We start from the raw sequence: 18,615 nt of genomic DNA, 5'->3' as shown, positions 1-18,615 counted from the left end.
GAGAAAAGATGGGTTATCAGTTGATGTTTTATGGGGGCCTAGCCGGAGCCCTGATTACCCTTGCTATCTCGATTATCCTTTTTGTAAAAATGGAAATCGCCCAGGTGATTACCGATTTAACTGGGTTTCAGTTTCGGAAAAAACGCCGCCGAACCGCTGAGGAATCAAGAGAAAGGCATACAAAGGAAATTATGCTGAAAAAGCAGTACGCGGAATCAGCGGCTGCGGAAGAAACCGAACTTTTGGAAGTGGCGGAAACAGTGTTACTTCAGGACATCGAGGAAACGACCTTGTTGACGGAAGAGACTACGCTTTTAGTAGAAGAAACGACACTTCTGGTAGAAAACGAGTTTATCAAAGAAGTAGATGTGATGATTGTGCATTCCAACACTGTCATCTAGAGGGGATAGGGAAATGTCAGAAATAGCAAACAGAAAATCGCTGATTTGGATATTAGCAGGCGGATTGCTGCTCCTGTCTGTGCTGTTTTTTAGCACAAACGCTTTTTCATTGGATGGAGCCAAACGCTTAGTTGTCTTTAACGGCGATCAATGGGATCTGGAATCGGACGATCAGCCCAACTGGTATACAAATGAAAACTCCGTATCCTTCCAGATAGATTTAACGGAGGATTTTAAAAACAGCCAGCCGGAAGAGATGGAAAGGCCGTTTGAAATCAAAGCATCCTACCCTGGTGCCGCGGTGAAGCCGGAAATTACCGAGGTGAAGGACGCAGAAAAAGGGTTCCAAGGTGAATACACGGTAACCATTCCGTTGCCGGCGGGAAGTAAGGATGGGGATTTGGACGTCGCTGTCGAGATGGTAAAGGATAACGCTTGGAAAATTCCTGAACATTCGAGCACGTTTACGATTAAACGGGATACAACCAAGCCGATTGTCGATGTTCAAACGGTGTTTCAGGACGGTGAGTTTTCAGAGGACGGATTTACAGAAAAGCCGGTAACGATGACGGTCAAGGTCGAGGATGATCACTTTGAACCTTCTAAGGAAACAATTTCGGTTATCAAAGATGATATTGCCTTAAGCTCGTCACCTGAATGGAAGGACGGTCAAACGACGCTGACTTTCGACCAAATCGGTGATTACGAAGTGACCGTTGTTGCTGCGGATGAGGCAGGAAACAAGAGTGAAGCGAAAAAGGTGAACTTTGGGATTTGGAAAAAGGGGCCGCGTCTAACGATTGAGAATAGCAGGGAAAATGGCTTTTACAATGAGCCGGTTGTGCTGAAGGTCAGCGATGATTTTAAGATTTGGGATGCCACTGCAGTGGTCGAGAAAGACGGAGAAACGGCCACAAAATCCTTTGATGAACGCGGGAAAACCGCCTCTCTTGAGCTATCCGAACAAGGGGTTTATAAAGTAAAAGTCACTGTGAAGGATCGAAAAAATCCTGTTGGCCTCGACCTTGGTGAGACGACGTTTACGATCGATACGACGAAGCCGGAGCTAGCCTTTACCGGTGTGGAAGATCAGGACAGCGACAAAAAGCCGCGGAAATTTGGAATCGATGTGAAGGATCCGAATTTGGAGGATGATTCCGTGCTTCTGAAGGTGACCCGTGATGGTAATGAGGTTGCAACGTTTGCGGGCAAGGAAGCTTATGCTGAGCACAGCCTTTCAGAAGACGGGGTTTACAACCTTGAGCTGTCGGCAGCCGATAAAGCTGGAAACACAGCAACGAATACGATTACGTATACCATCGACCAAACAGCGCCAGTGCTGAACATTTCAGACGTTCCAGCCTTTATGAATGTACCGAAAGAGGTTGTTTTTACCGCGGAAGATTTAACGCTTGATGTGAGTAAAATCAGCCTAAAAGTATTGAAAGATGGAGCTGCGTACGGGGAGCCGATTTCGTTTGTTGAGTCGGACCGCGCGGCGGTGGCTAAGCATACGTTTAAAGACGAGGGCAAATATGAACTGAGTTTTAACGCAGCCGACAAACTAGGAAATGCCGCTTCGGAAAAAACGGCGGCGTTTACGATTGATCGTACCGCACCGGTTGTGACGATTTCCCCAGTGGAAGATGGGGCCAAATATGATCAGGATCAAAACGTGAAAATCTCCGTACAAGATCCTTATTTGGAACAGTACGATGTAGCCGTGAAGAAGGACGGAAAAGCGTATGCGATCAAACCGCTTGCCCTTGACGGCGATACCGCCACGACAGAACATCAATTTGACGAAGACGGAGTTTATGAAATAACGGTAACCTCCAAGGACAAAGCAGATAATGAAAAAACAGTCACCAAGACGTTTACGATCGATAAAACCGGTCCAGCGATCGATTTTTCCGATAATGTGTCACCGGGAGAGCACTATAATACCGATAAAACAGTCACGGTTTCGGTTGATGATTACACATTTGATCCGCAAAAGACGACGGTGAAGGTTCTGAAAAATGGGGAGGATGTCACGAAGAAAATCATTGGCGACTGGACATTGTCGGATCAATATAAGTGGATTCTCCGCGGTGAGATGGTGCTTCCGTTTACGGAGGAAGGCGATTATGACATCACCGTTACTTCAGAAGATATTTTTGGAAAAACAAGCAGCAATAAGCTTTCGTTTGTGATCGATAAAACGGCGCCAGTAATCGCGTTGTCGGGAATCAATGAGGGGACCTTCGTGCAAAAAGGCGAAGTAACGATTGGTGTGGATGAAACGCATTTTAAAAATGATGATGTGACCGTCACCGTCCAAGATAAAAAGGTTTCATTTGTTAACACGGGTATTCACTCTGAGCTGAACCTTCCGTTTACGAAGGATGGCGATTACGTCATTATGGTTGAGGCGAGGGATAAAGCGGGCAATGCCGCTGAGGTGAAAACCTTATCGTTTACGGTCGACACGATTGCACCAAAAATCAGTATTGTGAATAAGAATTCGGGTGCAGCGGTGAAGGATGATTCCTTCTCAAGCAAGGATAAAGAGGTTTCCGTTGTTGTCGAGGAGCATAATTTTAAAAACAATCATGTTGATGTGAATGTGACGGAAAATGGCAAGAACATTTCAATCGGCGATTGGAAAAATAACGGCGAGACCTCAACACTCGATTACGAGTTTAAAGAGGACCGTGAATATACGATTTCGGTTGCGGCGGCTGACGCGGCGGGGAATAGGGCGACTGAAAAATCGGTCACGTTTACGATTGACCATATTAATCCAGAGCTTGAGATTAGTGGAATTGAGGATGGACAGAATTACAAAAGCAAGACCGCTGCCTTTACTGTAAAGGATACGAACATTGATTTAAGCCAAACCTCGCTGAAGGTTTCGCGAAACGGTAAGCCTTATTCGGTTGGCTGGCTGGCGTTAACTTCGAAGACAAAAGGCGAGTTAAGCTACAATTTTGAGGATGAAGGAAATTATGTGGTTAAGCTGTCGACTACGGATAAAGCAGGCCGTGATACGAGCTTGAAGCCGGTTTCGTTCATTATTGACCACACGAAGCCAGTGGTAACAATAGACGGGGTGGACAATAATTCCTTTAATCCGAAGAGTCGAAATGTAGCGATTTCAGTGGATGAAAAGAACTATTCAACCAATCAGGTGGAACTCTCTGTTATGAAGGATGGTCAACCATTTGGGATTGGAACAATGCCTGTAAAACAGCATTCGAATCTAAGTTATAATTTTTCAAAAGACGGTTTGTATTCGATCTTGATTCGTGCGGAGGATAAAGCCGGAAATGGACCGGTTGAGGTCAAGCGTACGTTTACGATTGATAAAACGAAACCGGCGATTGAGATTACCGGTGTGGAGCAGGGCGCCTATTATAACGAGGATAAACTTGTTAAGGCAACGATTCAGGACCGGAATTTTGATATGAATAAAATGGTTGTTAAGAGGGATGGACACAGTTATCCTGTTGGCGGATTTGTGGTAAGCGGGGATGTAGCGTCGTTTAGCCATAATTTTAGCCAAGAGGGCGACTATCAGTTGATCGTTGATGCGACCGATAAAGCCGGAAATCATTTTAGCAAGGAAATGAAATTCACGATTGATAAAACCAAGCCGGTTATTACGCCGAAATTTAGAGGGCAGGACCGTGTGATTAAGAACGGCGCATTTATTAACGAGATTTTTACACCAGAATTTTCGCTCGATCACCCAAAAGATGATTCGATTGTTTCGGTGGTTTTAAACGGTAAAAACGTTGGAAAAAGTGCTCTGACCGCTTCGAAGGAAATGGAGTATAAGTACAAGGTGGTTGCACGGGATAAGGCCGGAAATGAAGCGGAGCTGGCGATTCATTTTACCTTGGATACATCGAAACCGGAGCTGTCAATCACAGGGGTTTTGGATGGATTCTTTAAAAAGGATATTTCGCCGGTTGTGACGTATTCGGATGTGCATTTGGATAAGGGCAAAACATCAGTAACGTTGGATGGCAGACCATATGTGAACGGCACGAAGCTGAATACCGAGAAGGTTTATGTACTGAAGGCGAAGGTGACCGATTTAGCGAAAAACGTCAGCTCGAAAACGATTGTGTTCACGATTGATAAGACGGCTCCGTCTATCAAGTTCAACGAGGCGATTTCCAATCAGTATTTTAAGGAGGACTTAATTCCGAAGTTGCTGATTCAGGACCATAGTGCCTATGATATTATCGCGCAAACCTTGGACGGCGAGGATTATAAGTTAGGTGAGCCGATTACGTCGGAAGGAAAGCATGTTCTGTTCTTCGAGGTCAAGGATAAGGCTGGAAACATTAAACAGATGAGTGTCGAGTTTATTCTTGATAAGACGGTGCCAGTGGTCAAATTTGATGGCGCTAAGAATGGTAAGACCTATTTTGATCCGGTGAGTTTAGCGATTCATCTGGATAATCCAAAGGATAAGATTACGAATGTTTGGGTGAACGGTAAGCTTGTGAAGGATCTTATTGAGACAAAAGATGACAACGGAAATATGGTGTATACGAAGAGATTTAAGGGAATTGGGCAGTATAAGGTGAAAGTTGTCGCAGTTGATGATGCTGGCAACGAGGTTACCACAAAATTCCCATTCATCATCGCCAAAAAGGCTGCTATTGTGAAGTTTTATGAGAATAAGCCTTTGTTTGCAGGAAGTATTGTAGGTTTGCTGGCGTTGATTGGCTTGGGAGTTACGGCAGTGGTGAGGAGACGGAATGAGGAAGATGTAAGTGAGTAGTTTTTTTAGGGAGCCAGGCGGATGCCTGGCTTTTTGCGTTGTGGTTTGGAGGGCTTGAGTTGTTAGGAACATAAAATGGATTGGTTGGAACATAAACCAGGGGAACGGAACATATAAGGTGCGAAACGGAACATAAAATTTGAAATGGGTAATTTAAGGGGTGGTGGTTGGTGAAAAAACACCAATTCACTCAAAAATGGTGGGAAAATTACCTGAGCCGGGCGGTTACCTGGCTTTTGGAGCTCGAAAATAGCTAGTTGGAACATAAAGTGAATAACTTGGATCATATATCGATACAGATGGACCATATATCGCTATGAATGGATCGTGTATCGATACAGATGGAACATATAACGCTATTAATGGATCGTATGTCGATACGAATGGATTATATATCAATATGAATGGATCGTATGTCGATATAGATGGATCATATACCGCTATGAATGGATCGTGTATCGATACAGATGGAACATAAAATTGAAAAAAGCTAGGATGGTCAGGCTTTCCTAGCTTGGATGGTACTGATATTTTTCCAAATCAATCCTGCCGTTCAGGCCAACCTCAACTCCCTCGCCCTCAAGTGCAAACAGCTGCTCATGGTAGGATTCATCGTATCGGAGGGCGATATGGCCTTGAGCATTGATGACCCGGTGCCAGGGCAGGCGGTGTTTCCGGCTCATCGAATGGAGGATGCGCACAACTTGGCGGGCGGCACGCGGGCTGCCGGCGAGAGCAGCAATCTGGCCGTAAGTCATTACTTTTCCTTCAGGAATATTTTTAATGATACTAATTACATTTTCGGTAAAAGGAGTCATGTCGGGATCCTTTCTTTATCACATATTTTTATTTTATTTGAAATCGAGGAAATCGACAAATTTCTCGGGAAATAGCATTACAGGGTAGTCATTTCCCGGAAAATAAAAGGGATATCGCGGATTCCAGCTTTTTCGCGGTGTTGTCGAATGGCGGAATGCAAGAGAATACTGAGTTAAGCGGTGTCCGATTTTTCAAAAAATTTCCGAAACACCTTGTCCTGATTGTGTTTTTTGTGCATAAACCCGTATCCAAGCTAATAAACTGTTACAAACCTTTACAAAGAGAGTGTTTGAGGTGAGGAATCGTTTGTGGAGGGCGTGGATTTAGTCGGGGACATGATTATTCCTAGTATGATCAGAAGGTAGATTACTTTCTGTCGCATGGTGACCCATCATAAGTAATGTCCATCCCAGATGGACAAAGTGGTGAAAATGTCCTTTTGTGGTGCCTGTCACCCATGCGGAAAGCAGAATTCGTCATTGTGATAAGCGAGTCTCATTTCACACTACTCACATCCAATTTAGGGAGGGCGAGAGTGTGCACGATTACATCAAAGAGAGAACTATCAAGATTGGAAAGTATATCGTGGAGACGAGGAAAACGGTTCGCGTGATCGCGAAAGAGTTTGGCGTATCCAAAAGTACAGTCCATAAAGATTTAACAGAGAGGCTTCCTGAAATTAATCCAGAACTTGCGAATGAAGTAAAAGAGATTTTAGATTATCATAAATCGATCCGGCACCTAAGGGGCGGGGAAGCAACGAAAATGAAGTACCAGAAGGAAGAAAGAGAAGGCGAAGCGGTGAAATAATTTTAGAGATATGCAGGACTTTAGGCGGAAGGGGGATTTGTGGCTATAGGAGTGTGCCCATATGTAAGCGCTATATTTGCAAGGAAGCCTAACGGGTTCCTTTTTCAAAAAATTCGAGGACAATTACTGTTTTCGGATTTTTTTGATTTCCGACAAATAATTACATATTTTTGAGTTAAAAGTATGGAATTTTCTTTGGTTGTGATACAATAAACAATTAGAGTAGTAGGATCCGTTAAGGAGGAAAGACAAGAGAATGTTTGCTAGGGATATTGGTATTGATTTGGGTACTGCGAACGTGTTGATTCACGTGAAGGGCCGTGGAATTGTGTTGAATGAGCCTTCTGTGGTGGCGATTGACCGAAATACGAATCGCGTTTTGGCGGTTGGTGAAGAGGCGCGCCGCATGGTGGGACGTACACCTGGGAACATTGTCGCGATTCGTCCGCTAAAGGATGGCGTAATCGCTGACTTTGATGTAACTGAAGCAATGTTAAAACATTTTATTAATAAGTTGAATGTAAAAGGTTTTCTTTCGAAGCCGCGTATTTTGATTTGCTGCCCGACGAATATTACGAGCGTTGAGCAGAAGGCAATCAAGGAGGCGGCTGAAAAGAGCGGCGGCAAGAAGATTTATCTTGAAGAGGAGCCGAAGGTGGCGGCGATTGGCGCAGGGATGGATATTTTCCAGCCAAGCGGGAATATGGTCGTGGACATCGGTGGCGGTACGACGGATGTTGCCGTGCTTTCGATGGGCGATATCGTAACGTCTTCTTCGATTAAGATGGCGGGCGATAAGTTCGACATGGAGATTCTCAACCACATCAAGCGTGAGTACAAGCTGTTGATTGGGGAGCGTACGGCTGAAAATATTAAAATTAATATTGGGACGGTATTTCCTGGTTCTCGTTCGGAGGAAATGGAGATTCGCGGCCGTGATATGGTCAGCGGTTTGCCACGCACGATTTCGGTTCGTTCGGAAGAGATTGAGGGGGCGCTTCGTGAGTCGGTTGCCGTGATTGTTCAGGCGGCGAAGAGTGTGCTTGAGCGGACTCCGCCAGAATTGTCTGCGGATATTATTGACCGCGGCGTGATTTTGACGGGCGGCGGTGCATTGCTGCACGGGATTGATATGCTGCTTGCGGATGAGTTGAAGGTACCGGTATTGGTTGCGGAGAATCCAATGGACTGCGTGGCGATTGGTACGGGAATTATGTTGGATAATATTGACCGGATTCCTGGTAGGAAGCTGGGATAGTTTTTGGTTAGAGCCTGATGACGCGTGGGTGCGTTGTTGGGCTTTTTTTGTAGTTTGGAGTGTGTTTTGGTGGTAGTGGTCGGTATTTTGGGGAAAGCGGAGGGTAAATAGGTAAAAGTGGTGGGTATAGTGGCAAAACCGGTGGGTAAGGTGGAAATTCAGTTGGTGCGAGGCCTGGTTCTAGGAGGTTTTTACTAAAAATGGTAATTTTGTGTTAAAAAGTGGACCGGGATAGTGGAATATTTGGGTGTTTGGCTGTTTGAATGGGAAGTGGAGGGTATTTTGGTTTAAATGGTGGGTAAAGTTCCGGAAGTGGAAGGTAAAGTGGTAAAACCGGTGGGTAAGGTAGAAATTCATTTGGTGCGAATCGAAAATGAGTGAACGATTTTACTGAATATGGTCAACTTCCCCTTCAAGCTTACAGAAATCCCACACAATTCGCGTTTTTTTTACAAAAGTCGACCTTTTCCACAAAAAGTTAATGAGTATTTTTCAAATATTTTTTATAATAGAGATAAGACTAGGCGAATAATTTTATAAAAAACAATATTATCCCAATAGTTTTGGTAATAATATGTTTTAACTCGCTAGTTTTGGGAGAAACACAAAGGGGAATTCCGATGTCCGAACAAGTGAAAACAAGGGAAGATTTTAATAAGGAAAAAACTGATTCGCAAAAAACGGCGGAAGAAGTACGTCCAGCGACAAAATGGGTGAGAGTGCGCTTGATTCCGATTTGGTTGCGGCTTATTCTTTTGGTGATTAGTATATTTATTTGCGTCATGGCGGGATCAGCGGTTGGCTATGGTATGCTTGGTGGCGGCAAAATTGCAGATGTTTTTAAGGAATCAACGTGGACGCATATCATCGACTTGGTTGATAAAAAATAAATCGATTGGAGGGAAGGGAGCAATCTCTTCCCTTTGTTTGTGTTTAATAGTAAAATGGATTTTAAGTAGCTAATCTTAGTAGGAGGTACTAAATAATGCTTGATATCGAACAAATTAAAGAGATTATTCCTCATCGTTATCCATTTTTGCTGGTGGATCGTATTTTGGAGATCGAGGAAGGAAAACGGGCGATTGGAATTAAAAATGTTTCAGCGAATGAGGAGTTTTTCAATGGACATTTTCCTGATTATCCGGTCATGCCGGGTGTATTAATCGTGGAGGCATTGGCTCAGGTTGGTGCTGTTGCCATGTTGAAAAAAGAGGAAAACCGCGGCAGATTAGCATTCTTTGCAGGGATTGACGGCTGTCGTTTTAAAAGACAGGTAAAGCCTGGGGACCAGCTTCGTCTTGAGGTTGAAATCATTCGTCTGCGCGGCCCAATTGGGAAAGGAAAAGCCGTGGCGTTGGTGGACGGCGAGATTGCGTGTGAAGCGGAGATTACGTTTGCGCTGGGAGAGAAAAAGGAATAATCTTTGGAGAAATGGCCGGGGGACCGGTCATTTTTTTTTGTGGGGATGGTGTTTGGGATATGTTCCGTTTAGGCGGTTTTATGTTCCATTTTAGTGATTATATGTTCCAAACGTTTGTTTAGTAATCAAATAGCAAGTCGAATGCCTAACTTAGATAATTTTTCCCCCACATTAAAGTTAAGGGGCCATTTTTATGCGGACCTCGCCCTTAAAATTACTTTTTTCAAGGGTGAATTCAATTATATGTTCCATTCCGAATGATATATGTTCCGATTAGGGAGATATATGTTCCATCCCACCGACTATATGTTCCGAACCGAACGAATCATCCACCCCAAATCAAAAAGCCAGGCACCAAGCCTGGCTTACACTCACTGTGGAGTCTTCATCTTAATCTTCGGTTTACTTTTCATCTTTTCCTTAAACTCAGTCAGGAGGGCTTGGCCACTCAAGCCTTTTTGAATCAAACTATCGAGCAGCAGCTCAGAATAATCGCGGCGCAGACGGCGCAGACGGCCTTCCAACAGTACACTCATATGATGTTCAAACTTATTCAACGTACCAATCTTCGTTTGGAAAAATGCCGGATCATTCTCAAGCTTCGTGATCACCGCTTCAACAATAATTTCGCGGCCTTCATCCTGAATCTTTTTAAAATAATCATAAAGAGACAGATCCGTATAAGCTTCCAGCAGCCAGGTGTGCTGCTCATCTTCTTTATTAATGATTAAACCATCATGTAACGGGATTTCCACCGAATTGTCATTATCAACTACTTCCAATGACACCAACTTGAACGATTTCATTAGGTAAAACCTCCTTCTAGCATTTTGCCGCGGACCTATTCCCCCAAATCAACGTGACGAATCACTTTTCCTAAATTATAACATATGCAGAACGAAAGCAAATGTCGAAAAATATATGTCGAATCTTGCAAAAATGGTTTTTCATACCCCATACCCAACAAAAAACCCGATTTCCCCCTAGAGAAAAACCCCTTTTTCAACTGTGAACAGCCTCGAAATGGCCCTTTTCGTCATTTTACAGGGGGAGGCGGAGAGGAATATGATAAAGCCATGAAACAGAGAGGAGATGAACAAATGATCAATCAAGTCACACTTGTCGGAAGACTGACGAAGGATCCAGAGCTGAAAACAACGACCGATGGAACTCCCGTTACGCAGGTGACGCTCGCTGTAAGCCGGAATTTTCGCAATCATAATGGAGAGATTGAAGCAGACTTTGTTTTATGCACGCTGTGGCGGAAAGCGGCTGAAAACACCGCGCAATACTGCCGGAAGGGTTCCGTCGTCGGGGTCACAGGGCGGCTGCACACCCGGAATTACGAAAAAGAAGGAAAGAGGGTGTATATAACTGAGGTTGTCGGGGAGCAAATCCGTTTTCTAGGCGCCAAACCGCATGCGGAGAATCCAAGCCCGAGTCCGTCTCCGTCTCCAGTTCCAAGCCAGACTCAGAGTCCGATTCCTGAATCGAGTGAAAAAAAGGAGGAAGTACCAGTTGGAAGCTAATCGTGACAGTTTAGAGCAGCTCATGGAATCATTAATCAAAATGGTCGGGAAAGCAAATCAAAAAGTGGACAGCCTGCAGCGAAGAGTTATCCAGCTTGAAACCTTTATCAAGGAGGAAAAGGAACGAGGCACTATCCGCATCTACCCCGAGCAACCTCAAGAATCCGCCTCATCCACCCCCCACATCAGTTGATGGACATTATTTCCTCACTATATAAAATCAAATGTCTCTCCTAGGCACCCCAAATTTCCGGCGAATCTGCCGGATTTTTATTTTTTGAGGTATAAAAAAACGGCAGCAGGGAACAATGTTAGCAAAACCCCCTGTTTTTTATAAGAAGCCGCTGACATAGTTGTCCAGCGGCTTCTTCGTTTTTTTTGGAAAAAGGAACATAGAAATGATCCCATTGCTTGTACTCGTCCCAAAAAGAGTTTACCGGCGATTAACGTTTGGTAAGTATCTAAAGTAGGAGAAATTGTGAATAAAAACGCACAATTCCACGTTTTGTTACTAGGGTGATTGCTGGAGAAGAAATTATTGTCATATAATGTAGATAATTGTAAGATTTGGAGTGATCATATGGAAAGAAATCCGAGCAGTTCGTTGAACTTTATTGGCGTCAGGCTAAGCAATCGCGAAATTATGATCAAGAGCAAGCCAGGCTTTTTCGATGCATTAACGCTTTCCAAACACCCATCTAAGAGCAGCTTCTATCAAACTATTCCTCTTGGCGATACACATTCAGTTTCCATCTATTACTATAACAAAAGATTTCAATTTACCTATCAAAATAAGTCATTTCAGCTTTACGAAGGGAATCAGCAACTCAGTGAGCAAGCAGTTTACAATATTTTAAATAATTTTATCGTAAAAGAAGGGAATAAGGCTTCCTATTTAACAAGCTTCCCAGAAGACAAGATCAGGACGGCGAAAAGGAAGAAAACCCGGGTGCTCGCGGAGAGCAAGCGGGTCGGGGAGTGAGTAGAATTTAAGAAATAAGCTAGGCATAATGCCTAGCTTATTTTTTTTTCAATCTAGTACTCCTACTGTCCACCCCACACGGACAAAAAGGCCGAAAAGTCCACGGGCGGTGCCTGTCACCGCATTTGGTAATTGCCCCCATTTGGCGAATTTTTGGCTTATATGACAAAATGGGAGGCATTTTTAATGTTTTTGTAACATGGCTGCTACATTGTTTTGATATAAATAGGGAAAGGGGGAAAGAGTATGCAAGTTTTTAAGCGTATGATTCTCGTATTATTTACATTAACATTGTGTGGAACTGGTTCAATCATGACATATGCCGAGAGCAATACGGAAGCATTACATAATGTTGAGCAGGACCTTCAGCAAAAAGCACAAGAAAAGCAATCTGTTTCAAACGAGATGTCGAACATTAAGCAAGAAATGGACTCAATCTATAAATATATTTCAGCGAACAAAGAAGCGCTGACCAAAACGCAAAAGAGAATTGATGCAACCAATCAACTCATTGAGCAGAAAAAAGAAGAAATTGTTGTCGTTGAGGACAAAATTCTGGCCCGCCAAGATGTCATGAAAAAGAGGCTAGTCGCCCTTCAGCACGACAATAGTGTCAGCTTAGTGATCAAAGTTCTTTTAAACGCAAAAAGCTTTGATGACTTACTACAGCGCGCAAGTGCCGTCTCGGCTCTATTTAACGCTGACCAGAGCATTTTAGAAGATCAGAAGCATGACCTTAAACAGATTGAGGACGATAAAAAAGAGATTGATAAACAAGAGCAGGTTTTAAAAGAGGAACAAAAAAACCTAGCCAATCAGCAGGGACAACTTAATTTGAATCTGCAAAAAAGACAAGAAACCCTAAAAGAAATGCAAGATAAATATAGCAAAATCGATAAAGAAATGGCACTTGCTAAAAAAGAAAAAGCAAGCATTCAAGCTGAGCTTAGGGCTGCCGAAGCAAAGGTTCGCAAGGAACAAGAAACGGCAAGAAAGAACGCTGCAACTGCATCTGCTGCATCCACCGGAAGCCAGCAAGACCAGTCACAACCGGCAGGCAACGGGGAAACCTTTTACGTTACCGCTACAGCCTATAGCTACTCAAGTTCAGGTGCAATCACAAGAATGGGCTACAATATTAAAGAAAACCCATATATGAAGCTTATTGCTGTTGACCCATCTGTCATTCCATTAGGAAGCAAGGTTTGGGTAGAAGGCTACGGTGTCGCGGTTGCAGGTGATACAGGCGGTGCTATCCATGGTCACATTATCGATGTTTTAAAACCAACAAAAGCGCAGGCACTAGCCTGGGGCAGAAGAACCGTGAAAGTGAAAATATTAGATTAGTAACCAAAAAAGAGATCGAACATGAAAAATGTTTGGTCTCTTTTTTTATTGACTTATGCCCATTTCCACAATAAAGTATTATTGGATAATAATCCCACGAGGAGGGGTATAGATGAATTTAAATCTAATGGAAGTGTCTAATTATACTTTTGGGGTGGATGATGAAAAGACAATATGATTTGGACTGGATCCGTGTAATCGCGACGCTCGCCGTATTCCTTTACCACTGCTCGATGTTTTTTAACCCATTCCCTTGGCATGTGAAAAATAATCAGTTGGATTCGGGAAGTATTTTAGTATTTTCCTTATTTGTGGGTGCTTGGATCATGCCTGTATTTTTCGCCGTTTCAGGGATCAGTGTGACGTATGCCTTGAAAAATCGGCCCGTGACTGCTTTTTTCAAAGAACGGTTGATTCGGCTAGGAGTGCCGCTTGTGTTCGGTGTATTTATCTTAACTCCTCACCAAATTTTTCTCGAACGAATTGTCAACCGTCAGTTTGATGGTTCATTCCTAGACTTTCTTCCTCACTATTTTGATGGGATATATTTAGATTTTGGTGGAACAGGAAATTTCGCGTTCTTTGGCTTACATCTATGGTATTTACTCGTACTGCTCGTATTCTCCTTTCTTACGATACCGATATTTAAAAAAATCCCTATCAGCGGAAGATTTGGCTTGGTCCATTTGTGGCTGCTGCCATTCATTCTTTTTGCATCAGGGTTAGTCAAAACCCAGGGGTTAGGCGGCTGGGACCTTGTACTTTATCTAATCGTCTTTATTTATGGTTATTACTTTTTTTCAAGCGAAGCCTTTAAAAATAATCTTCAAGCCACGATCAAGATTCACATGACTCTCGCCTTGATTTCTTCCGCTGTATACATCGTCTGGTTTATGAAGGCTTATCCTCAACCGGGATCGATTGAGGAGATCGTCTTTTTTGCTGTACGAACGATTAATTGCTGGAGCTTGTTACTATGCATTTTTTTCCTGGCAGACAGATATTTATCTTTTACCAATCGTTTTCTGAAGTACGCAAGTGAAGCTTCTATGCCATTTTATGTATTACATCAGCCGGTCATTGTGCTTCTTGGCTTTTTTATCCGCGACTTATCATGGCCAATACCCGTTAAGCTGGTTTTTCTTATTTCCATTTCCTTTATATTGATTATGGGTGGTTATCACTTTGTTGTTCGGCACTTTGGCGTGCTGAGGTTTTTGTTGGGGATGAGGGGGGCAAGGGGGAGAGGCAGGGCCCAAGCAACTTATTCTTTGCATAAATAGGTGAAATCCCAATTGGGAATTTGGACTATTATTTGTAAAAAATACCCATATAATAGACTTAGATAGGAAGAAGGGGGAACAGTCAATGTCGAATGATCATGAGGTTTTATTAGATAAAGGAAAACAAAATGATCCAAAAATAAAAGTGGAAAGGAAAGAGGGAGAACCGACTTCCGCTTTCAAAGGGGCTTCATGGGCTGCGCTGTTAGTAGGGGTTGCGGCTTATCTCATCGGTTTGTTTAACGCATCAATGCAATTGAACGAAAAGGGCTATTACTTCGCCGTTTTAGTGTTCGGGCTCTATTCCGCGGTATCTTTGCAAAAAGCAGTAAGGGATAAAGAAGAGAGAATCCCCGTTACGAATATTTATTATGGGATTAGCTGGTTTGCCATGATTGTTTCGATTTCATTAATGGTCATCGGGTTATATAATGCAGGAAGTATTGTTTTAAGTGAAAAGGGATTTTACGGGATGTCGTTTGTTCTTAGCTTATTTGCAGCCATAACGGTTCAAAAGAATATTCGAGATACACAGAGGGCAAGAGAAAGAGATTGACCGACAGGGAACTGTCGTTTTTTTTTGGGGGGCTCAGGGTGCTTCTGAAAAGGGAAATTGTTGATATCCATTTAAAATTTGTTGATTTCCGGTCAAAAAGTGTCGATATCCGATGGAAAAGTGTTGATATAGTATAGATTTGTGTTGATATCCTCTAAAAAAGTGTTGATATAATCGAAAATGATGTTGAAAAAAACCAGTCGAGGACTGGTTTGGGGGAGCAACTGATTATTTTTTTGCCAAAACTTCGACTTCCTCGATAGTGAGACCGGTGCGTTTGGCAAACTCAAATACCATAGACATTAAATGACAGCATCTACAATAGAGTGTCCACCCCACGCGCACAAAAACAGCAAAAAGTCCACGAACGGTGCCTGTCACCGTATGAAGTGTCACCGTGTGGACTTTTCACATTGTTACCCCAAATACACTAGATCCTTCAGTTCATCTGTAGAAAGTTCGGTAATCCAGTTTTCACTTTGGATGATTTGGTCGTTTAAGAATTGTTTTTTCTCGAGCATGGCGTCGATTTTTTCTTCGAGCGTCCCGGTACAAATTAGCTTATGGACGTGGACAAACCGCGATTGCCCAATCCGGTAGGCCCGGTCCGTGGCCTGGTTCTCGACAGCCGGATTCCACCAGCGATCATAGTGAATGACATGATTCGCTGCCGTCAAATTCAGCCCGGTGCCGCCCGCCTTCAACGACAACAGGAATACCGGAAACTCGCCATTCTGGAACCGCTCAATCATCGCATCACGCTGCGTCTTCGCCACACTTCCGTTCAAAAATGGCACCTCGACCCCAAACCGCTTCTTCACCGCGGCCCGAATCATCTCGCCCATCTCGATATACTGCGTAAAAATCAGGCAGCTCTCGCCTGAATCCAACACCGCATCGACTAAATCGACGAGCTTCTCTAATTTATTCGACCGCTCCAGCAGCACACGTCCAGCAGATTGCTCTTTCAAATACAAGGCTGGATGATTACACAACTGCTTCAAGCGGCTCAACATCTGCAAAATCAGACCCTTGCGCTCAAACCCGGTCAATTTTTCAATCTGCTCAAACGTATCGCGCACGAGCTGCTCATAGAGCGACGCCTGCTCCGTCGTCAGCGGGCAATATTCCTTCTGCTCCTGCTTATCCGGCAAATTCAGCGCAACCTCTTCATCCTTCTTCGTCCGCCGTAACAAGAACGGCCGAATCAACGCCTGCAGCTGATGCACCTTTTCCTTCTTCTCATCCTTCTCAATTGGAATCACGAACTTCTTCTGGAACTGGCCCAAACTTCCCAAATATCCGTGATTCGTAAAATCAAAAATCGACCACAGCTCCGACAAGCGATTTTCCATAGGCGTTCCGGTTAAAGCAACATGGTGTCGGCCTCGCAACCTGCGTACCGCTTTCGATTGTTTCGTCTGCGCGTTCTTAATATTTTGCGCCTCGTCAATCGCAATCGTGCTCCAAATCGCCGATTCAAACTCATCGGAATCGAGATGGCTCAACCCATAAGAAGTTAACACCACATCGACGTTTTTAACCCGCTCCAAAAAGGCTTCTTCCTTCAAGCGGTTTGAACCATAATGCAAATAAACATCCATCTCCGGTCCAAAACGTTCCAGCTCTTTTTGCCAGTTTCCGAGAACGGAGGTAGGGCAAATAATCAATGAAGCCTTAGTCGGATCCTTCACTGCTGGAGCGGCTTCTTCGGCATCCTTTTTCCGGCGCCGGCTGCGAGACTCGCTTTCAACCATAGCTGGTTCTTCGCCAGCCAGCTCCTTCACCTTCAACAAATAAGAAATCAATTGCACCGTTTTACCAAGTCCCATATCATCGGCAAGGACTGCGCCAAACCCATGCTGCCTTAAAAACCACAGCCAACTCATTCCTAGCTGCTGGTAGGGGCGGAGCTCGCCGTTCAAGCCTTCCGGCACCGGTTCCATCGGAATTTCTTTTACCTCGGAAAGCTGCTTGATCATCTGCTTCCACTGCCGGTTCAACTCGATTTGTATTTTCGCAAATGCTTTTGGATTCTCCAGTTCATCCTCGGTTGCCTCAGCATTCACTAGCTCCTGCTCAAGCAAATCACGGACCTGCAACCCTTCTTTTTCAGCCCGTTTCATCAAATCCTGAATTTGGCGAATAAACTGCGGATCGAGCTTCACCCAGCGGCCGCGGATATAGACAAGTCGGCGCTTTTCTTCGACAAGCTGGCTGAATTCATCCTCAGACAGGTCGACTCCGTTCATCGAAAAACGCCAGTTGAAATCGAGCATTGCCTGTAAGCCAACGAACGACGGGCGGTGACTGGATGTTCCTTTTAGCGACGCCTTCACTTTTAGGTTGGCATTTTTCATTGCCTGCCACCAAGAAGGGAGGAGGATCTCGACATCAAGTGCCACAAGGGTTTCGCTTGCTTCGGTTAAAAACATCCAGGCTTCTTCCTCGGTGAGATGGGATTTTAAATGGGAAGGGTCGACATCATTTTCAAGCCACGGAATTAAACGGACCCAGCGTGCGATTTCCCGGTCGACTTTGTCAAAATAAGGCTTCCATTTCCCGGGAATTTTCGACTCCAGTCCAACCATCTCATCGACATTTTTCTTTCCGCGTAAAAACACATCTAAATTCCATGCGCCTTCGCCATCCTCCGGTTCTTCTAGCCGCAAGCCAATGGTAAATGGCGTATCGCTTTCCTTAATTCCAACCCACTCGAGCCAGCTTTCCTCATCAAAATACCGGGCAAGATCGCCGCCGGAAATATTTTGTTTTTTCAAAAGGTCGAGCTTTGGTCCGAACAATTCTTTCATCGCTGAGTTCCTTGTTAAATAACCATCGAGTGCGTTGTTGTAGAGGTCGCCGATAAATTGTAGTGTTGTTTCGGGAGTATCTGCCACTTGCAAATCCTGTTCCCAAAAGGAGGGGTCAAACTCTTCCTTTACACGTTCCGGGAGCTGCCAGCGGAAATCGCCATGCTCCCACACCGAAAAGTCTGGGAGCCAATCTTTTTCAATGATGCCTTCGTGAAGTGCGAAAGCAGCAGCGAGACAAATTTCCGATTCCTCACTCCAGTCCCACTCAATAAACCGGTTAAATGATTCCTTTGCAAAAAGCGACACCAGCTGCCAGCCGCTTAGAGGGACACCTTCAACCCCTTGTACGTTCTCCGTTTCCAAAAGCGTGCCAAAAAAGCTCTCCTCATGGCGGCTGAACAAAAGATTCTTCCAGTCATCGGGATGCAAAAATTGCCCGCTCTCCTCTTGCGCCGTGAGAAAATAACGCCCATCCTCTAATTTCATTGTCAGCAGTTTAATAAACCTAGTTTTAAGCATCGATTCCGTGCTCCTTTACCGTACAAAAATCCATATTCCTTTATTATAACCCAAAAGTTGGGGTTTTGCTTCGGTGAGTAAATTTGTCCCTAAAG

General features: G+C 44.1%; 16 protein-coding genes. 13 read left to right on the top strand and 3 right to left on the bottom strand.

All coding sequences use genetic code 11. From position 1 onward, the window contains the following. Positions 1-8 precede the first annotated feature (8 nt). The 3 genes from ACFQZ9_RS12770 (at position 9) to ACFQZ9_RS12760 (ending at position 5,659) form a co-directional block, all read left to right on the top strand. The gene (locus ACFQZ9_RS12770) at positions 9-401 is read left to right on the top strand and encodes a hypothetical protein (protein WP_498944094.1); all 393 of its coding nucleotides are present in this window, start codon (positions 9-11) and stop codon (positions 399-401) included. A 13-nt stretch (positions 402-414) separates the two neighbouring features. Then, positions 415-5,181 carry an Ig-like domain-containing protein gene (locus ACFQZ9_RS12765; RefSeq protein ID WP_498944093.1) on the top strand — a complete coding sequence of 1,589 codons (4,767 nt, stop codon included), beginning with the start codon at positions 415-417 and terminating at the stop codon, positions 5,179-5,181. Positions 5,182-5,497: 316 nt separating this feature from the next. Next, positions 5,498-5,659: a hypothetical protein gene (locus tag ACFQZ9_RS12760; RefSeq protein WP_498944092.1), complete on the top strand. Its 162-nt coding sequence runs from the start codon at positions 5,498-5,500 to the stop codon at positions 5,657-5,659. A 31-nt stretch (positions 5,660-5,690) separates the two neighbouring features. Here ACFQZ9_RS12760 and ACFQZ9_RS12755 read toward each other — a convergent pair whose 3' ends face one another. Continuing rightward, positions 5,691-5,999, bottom strand: a complete 309-nt coding sequence (locus tag ACFQZ9_RS12755; protein WP_198310823.1) for an MGMT family protein — start codon at positions 5,997-5,999, stop codon at positions 5,691-5,693. A 538-nt stretch (positions 6,000-6,537) separates the two neighbouring features. Here ACFQZ9_RS12755 and spoIIID point away from each other — a divergent pair. The 4 genes from spoIIID (at position 6,538) to fabZ (ending at position 9,488) form a co-directional block, all read left to right on the top strand. Beyond that, a complete protein-coding gene (gene spoIIID / locus ACFQZ9_RS12750) occupies positions 6,538-6,810 on the top strand; it encodes a sporulation transcriptional regulator SpoIIID (RefSeq protein ID WP_026572748.1) in 273 nt (90 codons plus the stop codon). A 256-nt stretch (positions 6,811-7,066) separates the two neighbouring features. Beyond that, positions 7,067-8,068 carry a rod shape-determining protein gene (locus ACFQZ9_RS12745; RefSeq protein WP_026572749.1) on the top strand — a complete coding sequence of 334 codons (1,002 nt, stop codon included), beginning with the start codon at positions 7,067-7,069 and terminating at the stop codon, positions 8,066-8,068. 620 nt (positions 8,069-8,688) lie between these two features. After that, on the top strand, positions 8,689-8,958 hold the full coding sequence (locus tag ACFQZ9_RS12740; protein ID WP_498944091.1) for a DNA-directed RNA polymerase subunit beta: 270 nt from the start codon (positions 8,689-8,691) through the stop codon (positions 8,956-8,958). A 95-nt stretch (positions 8,959-9,053) separates the two neighbouring features. Beyond that, the gene (gene fabZ / locus ACFQZ9_RS12735) at positions 9,054-9,488 is read left to right on the top strand and encodes a 3-hydroxyacyl-ACP dehydratase FabZ (RefSeq protein ID WP_198310821.1); all 435 of its coding nucleotides are present in this window, start codon (positions 9,054-9,056) and stop codon (positions 9,486-9,488) included. A gap of 371 nt (positions 9,489-9,859) precedes the next feature. Here fabZ and ACFQZ9_RS12730 read toward each other — a convergent pair whose 3' ends face one another. After that, positions 9,860-10,294, bottom strand: coding sequence for a YwpF family protein (locus ACFQZ9_RS12730; protein WP_498944090.1), 435 nt, complete (start codon positions 10,292-10,294; stop codon positions 9,860-9,862). Positions 10,295-10,588: 294 nt separating this feature from the next. Here ACFQZ9_RS12730 and ACFQZ9_RS12725 point away from each other — a divergent pair, with 294 nt between their 5' ends. From ACFQZ9_RS12725 to yiaA, 6 genes are all read left to right on the top strand, one after another. Continuing rightward, on the top strand, positions 10,589-11,017 hold the full coding sequence (locus ACFQZ9_RS12725) for a single-stranded DNA-binding protein (protein ID WP_498944089.1): 429 nt from the start codon (positions 10,589-10,591) through the stop codon (positions 11,015-11,017). After that, positions 11,007-11,210: a hypothetical protein gene (locus ACFQZ9_RS12720; RefSeq protein ID WP_498944088.1), complete on the top strand. Its 204-nt coding sequence runs from the start codon at positions 11,007-11,009 to the stop codon at positions 11,208-11,210. The genes ACFQZ9_RS12725 and ACFQZ9_RS12720 overlap by 11 nt, the downstream gene beginning before the upstream one ends. 387 nt (positions 11,211-11,597) lie before the next feature. Beyond that, positions 11,598-11,999, top strand: a complete 402-nt coding sequence (locus tag ACFQZ9_RS12715) for a hypothetical protein (protein WP_498944087.1) — start codon at positions 11,598-11,600, stop codon at positions 11,997-11,999. A 246-nt stretch (positions 12,000-12,245) separates the two neighbouring features. Further along, positions 12,246-13,346: a 3D domain-containing protein gene (locus tag ACFQZ9_RS12710; protein WP_498944086.1), complete on the top strand. Its 1,101-nt coding sequence runs from the start codon at positions 12,246-12,248 to the stop codon at positions 13,344-13,346. A gap of 161 nt (positions 13,347-13,507) precedes the next feature. After that, on the top strand, positions 13,508-14,629 hold the full coding sequence (locus ACFQZ9_RS12705; RefSeq protein WP_498944085.1) for an acyltransferase family protein: 1,122 nt from the start codon (positions 13,508-13,510) through the stop codon (positions 14,627-14,629). An 85-nt stretch (positions 14,630-14,714) separates the two neighbouring features. Beyond that, a complete protein-coding gene (yiaA, locus tag ACFQZ9_RS12700) occupies positions 14,715-15,185 on the top strand; it encodes a YiaA/YiaB family protein (RefSeq protein WP_498944084.1) in 471 nt (156 codons plus the stop codon). A 416-nt stretch (positions 15,186-15,601) separates the two neighbouring features. On the opposite strand, the gene ACFQZ9_RS12695 is transcribed toward yiaA, so the two are convergent. After that, on the bottom strand, positions 15,602-18,520 hold the full coding sequence (locus ACFQZ9_RS12695; RefSeq protein ID WP_498944083.1) for a DEAD/DEAH box helicase: 2,919 nt from the start codon (positions 18,518-18,520) through the stop codon (positions 15,602-15,604). Positions 18,521-18,615 lie beyond the last annotated feature (95 nt).

Origin of the sequence: Neobacillus sp. GCM10027624 (assembly GCF_042675345.1) — a bacterium.
GTDB classification, from domain to species: domain Bacteria; phylum Bacillota; class Bacilli; order Bacillales; family Cytobacillaceae; genus Neobacillus; species Neobacillus cucumis_D.
Note: the sequence above shows the minus strand (reverse complement) of the source record. Positions and strands in the feature narration are given on the sequence as shown.

Excerpts from the sequence above, each read along its gene's own strand:
- ACFQZ9_RS12770 (WP_498944094.1), top strand. The coding sequence starts at position 9 with ATGGGTTATCAGTTGATGTTTTATGGGGGCCTAGCCGGAGCCCTGATT.
- ACFQZ9_RS12765 (WP_498944093.1), top strand. The coding sequence starts at position 415 with ATGTCAGAAATAGCAAACAGAAAATCGCTGATTTGGATATTAGCAGGC.
- ACFQZ9_RS12760 (WP_498944092.1), top strand. The coding sequence starts at position 5,498 with ATGAATGGATCGTGTATCGATACAGATGGAACATATAACGCTATTAAT.
- ACFQZ9_RS12755 (WP_198310823.1), bottom strand. The coding sequence starts at position 5,999 with ATGACTCCTTTTACCGAAAATGTAATTAGTATCATTAAAAATATTCCT.
- ACFQZ9_RS12745 (WP_026572749.1), top strand. The coding sequence starts at position 7,067 with ATGTTTGCTAGGGATATTGGTATTGATTTGGGTACTGCGAACGTGTTG.
- ACFQZ9_RS12740 (WP_498944091.1), top strand. The coding sequence starts at position 8,689 with ATGTCCGAACAAGTGAAAACAAGGGAAGATTTTAATAAGGAAAAAACT.
- fabZ (WP_198310821.1), top strand. The coding sequence starts at position 9,054 with ATGCTTGATATCGAACAAATTAAAGAGATTATTCCTCATCGTTATCCA.
- ACFQZ9_RS12730 (WP_498944090.1), bottom strand. The coding sequence starts at position 10,294 with ATGAAATCGTTCAAGTTGGTGTCATTGGAAGTAGTTGATAATGACAAT.
- ACFQZ9_RS12725 (WP_498944089.1), top strand. The coding sequence starts at position 10,589 with ATGATCAATCAAGTCACACTTGTCGGAAGACTGACGAAGGATCCAGAG.
- ACFQZ9_RS12715 (WP_498944087.1), top strand. The coding sequence starts at position 11,598 with ATGGAAAGAAATCCGAGCAGTTCGTTGAACTTTATTGGCGTCAGGCTA.
- ACFQZ9_RS12710 (WP_498944086.1), top strand. The coding sequence starts at position 12,246 with ATGCAAGTTTTTAAGCGTATGATTCTCGTATTATTTACATTAACATTG.
- ACFQZ9_RS12705 (WP_498944085.1), top strand. The coding sequence starts at position 13,508 with ATGAAAAGACAATATGATTTGGACTGGATCCGTGTAATCGCGACGCTC.
- yiaA (WP_498944084.1), top strand. The coding sequence starts at position 14,715 with ATGTCGAATGATCATGAGGTTTTATTAGATAAAGGAAAACAAAATGAT.
- ACFQZ9_RS12695 (WP_498944083.1), bottom strand. The coding sequence starts at position 18,520 with ATGCTTAAAACTAGGTTTATTAAACTGCTGACAATGAAATTAGAGGAT.